This window comes from Phreatobacter sp. (assembly GCF_016793595.1).
In the GTDB taxonomy this organism is placed as follows: domain Bacteria; phylum Pseudomonadota; class Alphaproteobacteria; order Rhizobiales; family Phreatobacteraceae; genus Phreatobacter.
Window position 1 is genome coordinate 148,692 of record NZ_JAEULY010000009.1, and the last position, 12,100, is coordinate 160,791.

Genomic DNA, 12,100 nt, shown 5'->3' on the forward strand with positions numbered 1-12,100 from the left:
TGAACTAGCGGAAGACCCAGTTCGCCTCATTGGCCGCGCGGCGGACGTCGCCGCGCGAGCGCCCGAGCTTCTCGCGCAGTTCCCGCACCTGACCGAGCCAGGAACTCGCCTGGCTGTCGATGATCGACAGGGCGCCGGGATTGGCCTGTTTGAACGCGTCCATCTCGCGCACTGCCGCGCTGTAACGGCCGACCGCGGCATCGAAAGCCGGCATGTCGGCGATGGGACGCTCGTTCGTCGGCATGACGTCGATGACCTCGCGGGCCGACATCATGATGTTCCGCATCTGCCAGGCGGCCGATTTGCCCTCGCGCCGCTCGATCGCGGCAAGCTCCTGCCCGTTCAGTCGCTCGCGCAGCTTCTTCATCTCTGCTTCGAGTTCGGCGCGGTCGGCGAGGAATGCCTCGGCCAGCGGCACCATCTGGCGGTGCAGATCGCGGCCCTCGGCCATGTTGTCGTCGCGATAGTCCTTGCGCTCGTAATAGCGCTCCGCGCGTTCGATCAGCGGCGCCAGCGCCTGGTAGGCCTGAATGTAGCGGCGCACCACGTCGTCGAGGTTCGGGAAGGCCGGCTCCTGGGTCGCGGCCTGCGAGGCCTTCTCGATCTCGCCGCGCACGTCATAGAGGCTGTAGAGCCCGTAGGAGATGTAGCGTTCGCGGCCAGTCGGCCCGCGACGCATGTCCACCCAGCTCCTGTAGCGGTTCCACGACTGTACGGCCCTCATGGTTCGGTTCATCAGGTCGACATAGGCGCGCGACTTGCCGAGCGCGGCCTGAAGCGCGGCATCGTCCGGCAGGGGCTGGTTCTGGGCCGTGGCGGGAACTGCCGTAGTGAGCGCGAGAAGACCGGCCAGCGCCATGGCGCGACGTGAGATGGCTGTGGTCATGATCAGCGATCCTCCGGCCTCCACGGAACCATCGCCGCGTTTCCCTATCGTGACGACCCGACCGGCAGGACATTGCGTCCTCCCGCCCAGCGGACCTTGATACCCCCCGAATCCAATCGTTCAGACTTTACGCATGATCTAATAAATCAACGCGCAATATTACGCTAAAATATCGAATTGGCACTTCCGTATTCGTCGATATCTGTCGTGTACATTCATTCCCAGAAGATCGATTGGTCTTCTCTTCGCAGACCATGCAAAGACACAACTGACACTGGGGGTTCTTCCATGAAGTCGCTGTTCGCTCGTTTCGCCAAGGACAATTCCGGCGCCACCGCCATCGAGTACGGCCTGATCGCCGCCGGCATCGCCGCCGTCGTCATCGTCGCGGTCAACACCATGGGCACGAACACGCTCAACGCGTTCGAGAAGGTCAACACGAACTTCAAGCAGTAATGCCTGCGCCGGGCCTCGCCCCGGCCTGAAACGACGAAGGCGCGATGCAGGGGCCTGCATCGCGCCTTCTTCTTTTTGGAACCGGAATATGAGGCTTCGGGGGCTCAACCCCAGCGGACCTCAAGCACCTCGTAGCTCTGCGCGCCCTTCGGCGTGTTGACCTCGACGACCGTGCCAGCGGCCTTGCCGATCAGCGCGCGCGCCAGCGGCGAGGAAATCGAGATGCGGCCTGCCTTGGCGTCCGCCTCGCTGTCGCCGACGATCTGCCAGACCCGCTCTTCCTCGGTATCCTCATTGACGAGCTTCACGGTCGCGCCGAATTTGACGGTGTCGCCGGACAGTTTGGTAACGTCGATGACCTCGGCGCGGGTGATCAGGCTCTCCAGTTCCGCGACGCGGCCCTCGTTGAGCGACTGCTGCTCCTTCGCCGAATGATATTCCGCATTCTCCGACAGGTCGCCATGCGAACGCGCCTCGGCAATTGCCGCGATGATGCGCGGCCGCTCCACCTGCTGGCGCTCCTTCAGTTCGGCTTCGAGCTTCGCGAAGCCACCGACGGTCATCGGAACCTTTTCCATGATGCTCGCCCTTGCCTTTCATGACGAAGAAAGGTTCGCGCGACCGAGGACGCCGGTCCCGCGAACCTTCATGGATGAAACAAACGCTCCGGCAGTGCCCGAACGGATCAGGAATTGCCGAAATAGCTCTGCAGCGCGCGCACTTCGAGGTCGCCCTCGAGATAGGCCTTGATGCCCTGCGCGGCCGCGATGGCTCCCGCAAGAGTGGTGTAATAGGGGACCTTCTGCAAGAGGGCCGCACGCCGTAGCGAACGCGAGTCCGCGAGCGCCTGGGCACCCTCCGTCGTGTTGAAGACGAGCTGGACCTCGCGGTTCTTGATCGCATCGACGATATGCGGGCGGCCTTCCAGCACCTTGTTGATCTTGCCGCAGGGGATACCCTCCTCGGCGAGATAACGCTGGTTGCCCGATGTCGCGATGATCTTGAAGCCGAGCTGATGCAGGCTGCGGATCGACTCGAGAATGCGCGCCTTGTCGTCGTCGCGCACCGAGACGAAGACCGTGCCCTTGGTCGGCACGATCACCCCTGCCCCGAGCTGGCTCTTGGCGAAGGCGGTGGCGAAGGTGCGGTCGAGGCCCATGACCTCGCCGGTGGAGCGCATTTCCGGGCCGAGCAGCACATCGACGCCGGGGAAGCGCGCGAAGGGGAACACCGCCTCCTTCACGCCCATATGGCCGAGGTCCTGTTTCGTGAGCCCGAACGAGGCAAGGCTCTCACCTGCCATGATCCGCGAGGCGATCTTGGCGATGGGCTGCCCCACCACCTTGGCGACGAAGGGTACGGTGCGCGAGGCGCGCGGATTGACCTCGAGGACGTAAACGTCGCCGTCCTTCAGTGCGTACTGGACGTTCATCAGGCCGCCGACATCGAGCGCCAGCGCCAGCGCCTTGGTCTGGCGCTCCAGTTCCGCGATGGTCTCGGCCGATAGCGAATAGGGCGGCAGCGAGCAGGCCGAATCGCCGGAATGGATGCCGGCTTCCTCGATATGCTCCATGATGCCGGCGACGAACGAGGTCTTGCCGTCCGCGAGGCAATCGACGTCCACCTCGATGGCGTCCGACAGGTAGCGGTCGAACAGCAGCGGGTTCTTGCCGAGCACCGTGTTGATCTGGCCGGTCTTGTCGTTGGGGTAGCGTGCCTTGACGTCGGCCGGTACCAGTTCGGGCAGCGTGCCGAGCAGGTAGTCGCCGAGCTGGCCTTCCTCGCGAATGATCTGCATGGCGCGGCCGCCAAGCACGTAGGACGGGCGCACAACCAGCGGATAGCCGAGCTCGCCGGCGATCAGGCGAGCCTGCTCCACCGAATAGGCGATGCCGTTCTTCGGCTGTTTGAGGCCGAGCTTGTCGAGCAGGCGCTTGAACCGGTCGCGGTCCTCGGCGAGGTCGATGGCGTCCGGCGAGGTGCCGAGGATCGGGATCTTTGCCTCTTCCAGCGCCCGCGCCAGCTTGAGCGGCGTCTGGCCGCCGAACTGGACGATGACGCCCTTCAGCGTGCCGCGAGTCTTCTCGCGCTCCAGGATCTCGATCACGTCCTCGGCAGTCAGGCTCTCGAAATAGAGCCGGTCGGAGGTATCGTAGTCGGTCGAGACCGTCTCCGGATTGCAGTTGATCATGATCGTCTCATACCCGGCGTCGCTCAGCGCGAAGCAGGCATGGCAGCAGCAATAGTCGAACTCGATGCCCTGACCGATCCGGTTGGGGCCGCCGCCGAGGATCACCACCTTCTCGCGGTCGGAGGGGCGCGATTCATCCGCCAGCACACCGGCGAAGGGTGTCTCGTAGGTCGAGTACATATAGGCTGTCGGTGAGGCGAACTCGGCCGCGCAGGTATCGATGCGCTTGTAGGCCGGTCGCACGTCAAGCCCGCGCCGGGCCTTGGCGACATCCGCTTCGGACGCGTCGACCAGCACGGCGAGCCGTGCATCGGAGAAGCCCATGGCCTTCAGGCGGCGGAAGGCGCCGGCGGTCCGCGGCAGGCCTTTGGCGCGCACCTCGGCCTCGGCGTCGACGATGCCGCGGATCTGCTCGAGGAACCACGGATCGATCTTGCAGTAGCCGTGGATCTCGTCGTTGGAGATGCCGAGGCGCATGGCCTGCACCACCTTCAGGAGCCGATCCGGGGTCGGCGTCCCGAGCGCGGCGCGAATGGCGTTCTTGTCGTCGCCCTTGCCGAGGCCCTCGATCTCGATCTCGTCGAGGCCTGTCAGCCCGGTTTCCAGGCCGCGCATGGCCTTCTGCAGCGACTCCTGGAAGGAGCGGCCAATCGCCATGACCTCGCCGACCGATTTCATCGACGTGGTCAGCACCGGATCGGCGCCCGGGAACTTCTCGAATGCGAAGCGTGGAACCTTGGTGACGATGTAATCGATGGTCGGCTCGAACGAGGCCGGCGTCGCGCCGCCGGTAATGTCGTTCTTCACTTCGTCCAGCGTGTAGCCGACGGCGAGCTTCGCCGCGACCTTGGCGATGGGGAAGCCGGTCGCCTTCGAGGCGAGCGCCGAGGAGCGCGACACGCGCGGGTTCATCTCGATGACGACGAGGCGGCCGTCCGCCGGATTGACGGCGAACTGCACGTTCGAGCCGCCGGTCTCGACGCCGATCTCGCGCAGCACGCGAATCGAGGCGTCGCGCATCATCTGGTATTCTTTGTCGGTCAGCGTCAGGGCCGGCGCGATGGTGATCGAATCGCCGGTATGGACGCCCATCGGATCGACGTTCTCGATAGAGCAGACGATGATGGCATTGTCCGCCTTGTCGCGGACGACCTCCATCTCGAACTCCTTCCAGCCGAGCACCGATTCCTCGACCAGGACTTCCGTCGTCGGCGAGGCGTCGAGGCCCCGCTCGCAGATCTCGATGAACTCGGCCTTGTTGTAGGCGATGCCGCCGCCGGTGCCGCCCATGGTGAAGGACGGGCGGATGATGGCCGGCAGGCCGATATCGTCGAGCACGTCGATAGCCGCGCCCAGCGACTGGACGACATGGCTCTTCGGGGTCTGCAGGCCGATCTTGGTCATGGCCTGCCGGAACCGCTCGCGATTCTCGGCCTTGTCGATAGCGTCGGCCTTGGCGCCGATCATCTCGACGCCGAATTTCTCGAGGACGCCCATTTCCTCAAGCTTCAGCGCGGTGTTGAGCGCGGTCTGGCCGCCCATGGTCGGCAGCAGCGCGTCGGGGCGCTCCTTCTCGATGATCTTGGCGACGATCTCCGGGGTGATCGGCTCGATGTAGGTGGCGTCCGCCAGTTCCGGATCGGTCATGATCGTCGCCGGATTGGAGTTGACGAGGACGATCCGGTAGCCCTCCTCCTTCAGCGCCTTCACGGCCTGGGTGCCGGAATAGTCGAACTCGCAGGCCTGTCCGATGACGATCGGCCCCGCGCCGATGATCAGGATCGAGGAGATGTCGGTGCGTTTCGGCATGGGTCTCCGGCCTTGTGCAGGCTCGTTCGTGCTTCGCGAGGGCGCGCGGCGCAAAAAAAGAGGCCGGACTCCTCAAGAGCCAGCCTCCCGCAACCGCATACCCTCGAACTGGGTCGCGTGATTAAGCGGCCCCTATAGACGGGTTTCCCCCCGATGGGAAGCCGTGTGACATCGTGCCCACAGAAGCGCGGCGCCCTCTCGATGCGGAACGGCCGCCGCGAGGGTGTCGCGGCGACCGTCGATACGCTTCCGGAAAGCCTTCCGGTCAGGCCGAGATGTCGAACAACACCGACGAGCTCGACGACGAGGACGACTGGCCCGACGCGGAATAGCCGGAGCCCAGCTTGTCCTGCAGCTGCTTCAGGAAGTCCTGAAGAGCCTTGGTGACATCGGAATCGTTGCTTGTGATGGTCAGCGAGGTGGTCGCCCCCTCCTCGCCTTCGCCCGGAGGCGGGCCGGGCGGCGGGCCGCCATGCCGCGGACCACCCGGGCCGCCGGCGCCCCCCGGACCGCTCGCGAACGTATCGGAAAACAGCTGCTTCAGTTCGTCCGCCTGTTCGCTGGTCAGCGACCCGGCCTCGACCTGCGCGTCGATCAGGCCCTCGACCTTGGCCCTGGCTTCATCGGGGCTCGGCGGCGCGGCGCGCGCCGAGGAAAACGAGCCGCGCCCGGACTTCATCGCCGCGTCGATCGTGTCGAGCGCGGCGGACAGGGCATCCTGATCGGATGCATCGATCTTGCCGGACGCGATCTGCGACGTCAGGCTGTTCTGCATGAGATCGCGCGGCGACAGACGCTGCGATCCGAACGAGGACGAGGAGATCGTCGTCGTCATGGGGCCTCCTGGGGAGTTCGGGGACGGGTTACGCGTTCACGTCCAGGACCAAGGCGTCGGCGCGATTAACGAGGCGTTATCGACGTTTCCCGATGTGTTTCGTTGCATTTCCCGACCAAGCCCGGGAAACATCCGGAAACAAAATTCCGGTGCGACGGATCGGATTTCCTGACTATTTGGTGCCGTCATGTCGCCCGAACCACATATTCTGATCGTCGAGGACGACCGCGAGATTCGCGCCCTCACCGCGCGCTTCCTCAAGGCCAACGGCTTTCGCGTCTCGACGGCCGGCGACGGCCGCGAAATGGACCGCATGCTCGCAGACAGCCGGATCGACCTCGTCATTCTCGACCTGATGCTGCCGCGCGAGGACGGCCTGTCGATCTGCCGGCGCCTGCGCGCGACGACCAGGCTGCCGATCGTCATCGTCTCGGCCAAGGGCGAGGAACTCGACCGCGTGGTGGGGCTGGAACTCGGCGCCGACGACTACATCGTCAAGCCGTTCGGCTCGCGCGAGGTACTGGCCCGCGTTCGCGCGGTCCTGCGCCGTAGCGCGAGCCAGCCCGCCGACACCGGCCCGCTCCATTCCGGCGCCTTCAGCTTCCATGGCTGGGTGCTCGATTCGCTCCGTCGCACGCTGGTCGACCCGGCGGGCGCGCGCATCTCGGTCACCGATGGCGAGTTCGACCTGCTGCGCGTCTTCTGCCAGCGCGCCGGGCGGCTGCTCAACCGAGACCAGCTGATCGATCTGACGCAGGGCCGCGCCGCCGGCCCCAACGAACGCAGCGTCGATGTTCTGGTGGTGCGCCTGCGCCGCAAGATCGAGGCAGACCCGCAGAACCCGCAGTTCATCCGCACAGTGCGCTCCGGTGGCTATCTGTTCACGCCGGACGTGGAGGTCCTTTGATGGTGCCGCCCGCCCCGTCGCGATGGCGCCGGTTCTGGCCGTCCGGCGTCGCCGCGCAACTGGCACTCCTCGTGATCCTCGCGATCATCGCCATCCACGCGCTGCTGACTGCCTCGTTCCGGCTCGCCGACCGCACAGTCGCGTCACCGGGCGAGACCACAGGCCGGCTGGCGGCGGTTGTCGAAATCCTGGACCGAGCCCCTGTGGACCAGCGCCCGGGCCTTCTCGCCGCAGCCGCGGCCGGCCTCCCGCAGCTTCGGCTCGGTCTCGCTTCCGCCAGCGCCACACTGCATGAGGACGCGCGCGGCGGACCGGACGCGCGCCATCTCGGGCGAGCGCTCGGCCCCGCCTTCACTGTCAGCACGCTTCTCCCTGACGAGCCCCAGCCCTCGGCGGTAACGACCTTGGCCGTCAGGCTGCGCGACCTGTCCTTCGTCGTCGCGACCCTGCCGCGCCCCCCGCCGCCGCCTGCTGGTCCGCTGACGGCGACCATCGCCTTCCTGATCATCTGCGCCGTCCTGCTCGGCGGCTGGGCCGGGCTGGCCCTGACAAGGCCGCTGCGGCGCATCGCGGCGGCGGTCGAATCCTACGGGCCCGGGCGGGAAACATCTCCGCTCGCCGAGGACGGCCCGCGCGAGGTCCGCATCGTCGCCCGCGCCTTCAATCGGATGCAGGAGCGCATCGCCCGGCTGCTCGACGACCGCACGCGAGCACTCGCGGCCGTCAGCCACGACCTGCGGACTCCGATCACGCGGTTGCGATTGCGCGCCGAGGCCATCCCGGACGCCGGTGAACGCGCCCGGACGATCGCCGATCTCGACCAGATGGCCGCGCTGGTCCAGAGCGCGCTCGCACATCTGCGCGACGGCCAAAGCGACGAGGCCCTGACGGTCGTGGACCTCGCGAGCCTCGTGCAGACCGTGGCCGATCAGCAGGCCGATCTCGGTCGCGACATACCAGTCACGGTCGCAGAACGCCTCGCCGTTCGCGGCCGGCTGCTGGAGCTTGAACGGGCCGTCGCCAACCTCGCCGACAATGCCGGCCGCTATGGCCGCGCCCCCCGCATCGCCGTTCGCCGGGACGACGACGCGGCGCTGGTCGAGATCATCGACCAAGGACCCGGCATCCCCCGGGAACGCCGGTCGGAGTTGCTGGAGCCCTTCGTGCGCGGCGACGCCGCTCGCACCATGAACGATCACGACGGTTTCGGTCTGGGTCTGACGATCGCTCGAACGGTCGCGGAGGCGCATGGCGGCGCGCTGGAGCTGGCGGACGGGGTCGACGGGGCCTTCGTCGCCCGGCTGCGGCTACCGCTCGCCTGACCGAACTTCGCTCCGCCGCGCCTGATGCTAGCGCTGCGGCTCGGGGGCCGCGCGCGGCGAGAGCTTGGCAGCCAGCGTCTGGGCGAGGTTGGCCGCGATGCAATAATAGCCGCGATCAACGGGATTGAGCGTGTCGGTCGTGAAGATCTCGTCCATCCGGAGCCGGCCCGAGCCGACGAGTTCGCTCAGCACATCGTAGCGGCGGAACACCGGAACACCCGTCTCGGCCGCGACCTCCCGGAGGGCGGCCATGTAATCGCGGTAGAGAGCGTAGCGGGCGCTGTTGGGAAGCGGCTGGTGGTCCATCAGCACCACGTCGATCTCCGCCTCGCGCAGGCGCGCGATGCCCTTGCGGACGATCCGCTTGAAGCGGTCGATGCCGACGTCGTGGATGGCGTCGATCATGCCGGTCTGCCAGACGACGAGCTTCGGCTCCTCGCCGATCACGTCGTGCTCGAGACGCAGATACATCTGATGGGCCGAGTTGCTGCCGACGCCGGCATTGACCACCTTGATGTCGCGGCCCGGCAGGAGGCGGTTGAGCTCTCCCTGGAGCAGCGCGGGATAGGTCCGCTCGTCGGAGGACGCGCGCGCACCTTGCGTCGAGGACGAGCCGAGCGCCACGATGTTCAGCACCTGTCCCGCGGCGAGCGCGGCGCGGGCACGCGGCAAATCCTGCGTGAAGCCGCGGATTTCCTCTCCCACCACGCAGGGCGCAGGCTCGAACCCGTTGCCCGTGCCGGTCGCCAGAACCGGGATCGCGGCCATCGAGACGGCAAGACCAGCCAGTGCCAGTCTCATTCTGATCGATACGCTCACGCCGGTCGTGCCTCGTCCAGGGGGCTGTTCTTCTGCGGCTGCACTTTCTGCGTCACACGTCGATACCATTGAAGCACCTGCGCGCTGGCAAGCAAAATGGTAATCCCGGCGACATTGACAACAACCTGCATCAACCCGTCACGCCCGATCTCGAAGAAAGCGAACGTGCCGAGCAGCGACAGAATCACGCCAAGGCAGAACAAGGCCAGCGAATGGCGCCCGGCTTCCTCAAGCAGGCGTCCGGGCAGGCTCTTCATCCAGTTGGCATCGGTCGGCACGAAGCGCGCGACGATATAGGCCAGCGACAGGGCATGGGCGAGCCGCCAGAGCGACAGGTTGGTCTTGTCGAGGTCGAGGCGGAAATCGTCGGGCAGAACGACATTGCCCAGTCCCGGAATGATCGACCAGGGCGCCGCGCTGGCGAAACCGTAAGCGACCACTGCGATGGCTGCCGCCGCCAGCGTCCAGTGGCGCGGCAGGCTGACGCCGCGCAGCGTCGCATGCCCGCAAACCAGCCCGATGGCGAAGATGAGCTGCCAGGCGAAGGGATTGAAGAACCAGGAGCCGCCGGTCGACAGATTCGGCAGCGACCATTCCAGCACCCAGGCGGCCACGTAGAGGCCGGCCGAGGCCAGCAGCGCCACCACCGGTGCAATGCGCGCCAGCACCCAGAGCGCCGGCAGCATGGCCAGCAGCACGACATAGAGCGGCAGAATGTCGAGATAGTTCGGCAGGAACAGCAGCGCCGCCGTCTGGAGGATCGCAGTGGCCGGGTCCTGGAAGAACGGCAGGATGGCCACGTGCTCGTAATAGAGCGGATTGCCGAACTTCACCGCCATGAAGGCGACCGCGACCGCCATGAACACGAACAGGGCGAGGTGGGCGGAATAGAGCTTCCAGATGCGGGCGATGACCTGCGCGGAGCCGGGCAGGAAGCCACGGCGGTCCATCACCGAGCCGTAAGCGAAGGCCGCGGAGTAACCGGCGAGCAGCACGAAATACTCGGCTGCGTCCGAGAAACCCATGGCGGAAGGCGTGATCCGCGACAGCCAATTGCCGGCCACGTGGTCGATGAAGATGACCAGCAGCGACAGTCCGCGAAAAATGTCGACGCGGGGATCGCGCGGCACCGCCACGGGCGCCGGTGGCATGGCACCGAGCCAGAACCAAGCATTGAGGGTGGGCGCGCTCGCCATGGCCGTCACGGGTCTCTGGAAATACTGGTCCCTGGGGATGCAAGGCACTGCCTGCCGTTTCGCGTACCCTAGCACGCCCGGCCCTGCGGGGGACCATGGCTCCGTCAATTCCGCGCCGGGGACCGTCACGTCTGCGCGATCAGCGCGTCCGATCCAGCATATCCGCGAGCGCCTGGCGGATCACCCCCGGGCGCTCCATCGGAATGAAATGCGAGGTGCCGGGCACCATCGACGCCTCGACCTTCGGCGCCGCACTGGCGAGCCGCGCAAGACCGCCGGAGACCGTCGAGCCGGTCTCGGCCATGAACAGCCTGACGGGCATGGCGAGCCGGGCGAGCGCGCTCCACGAGCTGTGCCGGTGCGCGGCGAAGTTCGCGGCCTCCCATTCCGGCGCGCAGGCCAGCCTCACCCCGTCCGGATCATCGACGAAGCCACCTTCGACATAGCCTTCGAGGAAACCCGGCTGCCAGGTCGAGAAGGCCTTGCGGGTGGCATAGGTCGCCAGCGCCTCGGCCTTCGAGGGGAACACAGCCCGGCGCTTGAGCGCCCCGGAGGCAAGCGGCGTCTGTCGCGCCCGCGCCCGCGCCCACGGCATGTACAGGGCCCAGCGAAGCATCGGCGGCATGAGCACGGGATCGGCGAGGACGACGCCCCTCACCGCTTCCGGCCGGCGCGAGGCGGCGAGAATCGCGGTGATGCCGCCCATGGAATGGCCCGCGAGCACGACCGGCGGCGCGCCCTTCGGCACCCACTGGTCGAGCACGGCGACGAGGTCGCGCGCATAGGGCCACCAGTCGGTCAGCGAGTCCGGCGTGGTCGGCAGGCGCGACAGCCCGTGACCGCGCATGTCGAGCGCCACGACCGCGGCGCGCTCGCCGAGCGGCGCGAGGAGCGGTGAATAGGCCTCGGCGTTGAAGCCGTTGGCGTGGAGGAAGATCAGGTCGGGAGGCGTCCTGGCGCCCCCCCAGCGCAACGCCGACATGGCTCCGTCGCCAAGCATCAGGGTCACGCGACGGCCAGCGTCGATGGAGGTCTCGGTCATGCTCTCGCGCCCCTGCCTTCCGGCAACTGTCTCAATCGGCCGGGGCGATTTCCATGGGGACGTTCGGCTCATCCTTGACCTGTGCCAGCGTCAGCACGGTGCGCACGTTGCGCACGTTGGGCGTCGCGGTCAGCGCGCCGACGAAGGTCTGGAAACTGGAGAGATCCGGGGCGACGCATTTCATGACGAAATCGAAATCACCGGAGACGGTGTGGCACTCGCGGATGATCGGCCAGGTGCGAACCTTCTCGACGAAGGCGTTGAGGTCGGCCTCGGCCTGACTTGCCAGATGCACCATGGCGAAGACGGTAATGCCGTAGCCGAGCTTCTCGCCCGCGACGAGCGCGCGATAGCCTTTGATGACGCCCATCTCCTCGAGCGCGCGCACGCGCCTGAGACAGGGGGGCGCCGAAATGCCAACCCGGCTCGCCAACTCGACATTGGTGATGCGCCCGTCGGTCTGAAGTTCTTTGAGGATTTTCCAATCGATGGCGTCAAGGCGGGCCTTCACGGGGGCGCGTCTCCGGGCAAATGCGGCTGAAGGCGGGGCGGTTGATCCGCGATAGCCCAGCGCCGGGAAGCGCGCAACAAAATTTCGCGCATCGCCCCTCGGGCGCAACGACCGCTCCAATTCCAC

General features: G+C 66.7%; 11 protein-coding genes. 3 read left to right on the plus strand and 8 right to left on the minus strand.

Annotated features, from left to right (window positions below):
* Positions 1 to 4 precede the first annotated feature (4 nt).
* A complete protein-coding gene (locus tag JNK84_RS11680) occupies positions 5 to 886 on the minus strand; it encodes a YiiG family protein (protein ID WP_293424241.1) in 882 nt (293 codons plus the stop codon).
* 288 nt (positions 887 to 1,174) lie between these two features.
* Here JNK84_RS11680 and JNK84_RS11685 point away from each other — a divergent pair, with 288 nt between their 5' ends.
* Positions 1,175 to 1,342 (plus strand): Flp family type IVb pilin, encoded by a 168-nt coding sequence (locus tag JNK84_RS11685; protein ID WP_293424243.1) that lies wholly within the window; start codon positions 1,175 to 1,177, stop codon positions 1,340 to 1,342.
* A 104-nt stretch (positions 1,343 to 1,446) separates the two neighbouring features.
* Here JNK84_RS11685 and greA read toward each other — a convergent pair whose 3' ends face one another.
* From greA to JNK84_RS11700, 3 genes are all read right to left on the minus strand, one after another.
* On the minus strand, positions 1,447 to 1,923 hold the full coding sequence (gene greA / locus JNK84_RS11690; protein ID WP_293424931.1) for a transcription elongation factor GreA: 477 nt from the start codon (positions 1,921 to 1,923) through the stop codon (positions 1,447 to 1,449).
* Positions 1,924 to 2,027: 104 nt separating this feature from the next.
* Entirely contained in the window at positions 2,028 to 5,342 is a 3,315-nt protein-coding gene (carB, locus tag JNK84_RS11695) for a carbamoyl-phosphate synthase large subunit (protein ID WP_293424245.1), read from the minus strand.
* A 265-nt stretch (positions 5,343 to 5,607) separates the two neighbouring features.
* Positions 5,608 to 6,177 carry a hypothetical protein gene (locus JNK84_RS11700; RefSeq protein ID WP_293424247.1) on the minus strand — a complete coding sequence of 190 codons (570 nt, stop codon included), beginning with the start codon at positions 6,175 to 6,177 and terminating at the stop codon, positions 5,608 to 5,610.
* Positions 6,178 to 6,364: 187 nt separating this feature from the next.
* On the opposite strand from JNK84_RS11700, the gene JNK84_RS11705 reads away from it, so the two are divergent.
* Both JNK84_RS11705 and JNK84_RS11710 read left to right on the plus strand, forming a co-directional pair.
* Entirely contained in the window at positions 6,365 to 7,084 is a 720-nt protein-coding gene (locus JNK84_RS11705) for a response regulator (protein WP_293424249.1), read from the plus strand.
* On the plus strand, positions 7,084 to 8,406 hold the full coding sequence (locus tag JNK84_RS11710) for an ATP-binding protein (RefSeq protein ID WP_293424251.1): 1,323 nt from the start codon (positions 7,084 to 7,086) through the stop codon (positions 8,404 to 8,406). The genes JNK84_RS11705 and JNK84_RS11710 overlap by 1 nt, the downstream gene beginning before the upstream one ends.
* A 27-nt stretch (positions 8,407 to 8,433) precedes the next feature.
* On the opposite strand, the gene JNK84_RS11715 is transcribed toward JNK84_RS11710, so the two are convergent.
* The 4 genes from JNK84_RS11715 to JNK84_RS11730 all read right to left on the minus strand — a co-directional run bounded on the left by JNK84_RS11715 (position 8,434) and on the right by JNK84_RS11730 (position 11,974).
* Entirely contained in the window at positions 8,434 to 9,207 is a 774-nt protein-coding gene (locus JNK84_RS11715) for an SGNH/GDSL hydrolase family protein (RefSeq protein ID WP_293424253.1), read from the minus strand.
* 14 nt (positions 9,208 to 9,221) lie between these two features.
* Positions 9,222 to 10,421 (minus strand): OpgC family protein, encoded by a 1,200-nt coding sequence (locus tag JNK84_RS11720; protein WP_293424255.1) that lies wholly within the window; start codon positions 10,419 to 10,421, stop codon positions 9,222 to 9,224.
* Positions 10,422 to 10,560: 139 nt separating this feature from the next.
* Entirely contained in the window at positions 10,561 to 11,463 is a 903-nt protein-coding gene (locus JNK84_RS11725; RefSeq protein ID WP_293424257.1) for an alpha/beta fold hydrolase, read from the minus strand.
* A 31-nt stretch (positions 11,464 to 11,494) separates the two neighbouring features.
* Complete coding sequence (locus JNK84_RS11730; protein WP_293424259.1) at positions 11,495 to 11,974, minus strand: Lrp/AsnC family transcriptional regulator; 480 nt, start codon at positions 11,972 to 11,974, stop codon at positions 11,495 to 11,497.
* Positions 11,975 to 12,100: the final 126 nt, after the last annotated feature.

Coding starts and splice junctions, on each gene's coding strand:
- JNK84_RS11680 (WP_293424241.1), bottom strand. CDS start 886: ATGACCACAGCCATCTCACGTCGCGCCATGGCGCTGGCCGGTCTTCTC.
- JNK84_RS11685 (WP_293424243.1), top strand. CDS start 1,175: ATGAAGTCGCTGTTCGCTCGTTTCGCCAAGGACAATTCCGGCGCCACC.
- carB (WP_293424245.1), bottom strand. CDS start 5,342: ATGCCGAAACGCACCGACATCTCCTCGATCCTGATCATCGGCGCGGGG.
- JNK84_RS11700 (WP_293424247.1), bottom strand. CDS start 6,177: ATGACGACGACGATCTCCTCGTCCTCGTTCGGATCGCAGCGTCTGTCG.
- JNK84_RS11705 (WP_293424249.1), top strand. CDS start 6,365: ATGTCGCCCGAACCACATATTCTGATCGTCGAGGACGACCGCGAGATT.
- JNK84_RS11710 (WP_293424251.1), top strand. CDS start 7,084: ATGGTGCCGCCCGCCCCGTCGCGATGGCGCCGGTTCTGGCCGTCCGGC.
- JNK84_RS11715 (WP_293424253.1), bottom strand. CDS start 9,207: ATGAGACTGGCACTGGCTGGTCTTGCCGTCTCGATGGCCGCGATCCCG.
- JNK84_RS11720 (WP_293424255.1), bottom strand. CDS start 10,421: ATGGCGAGCGCGCCCACCCTCAATGCTTGGTTCTGGCTCGGTGCCATG.
- JNK84_RS11725 (WP_293424257.1), bottom strand. CDS start 11,463: ATGACCGAGACCTCCATCGACGCTGGCCGTCGCGTGACCCTGATGCTT.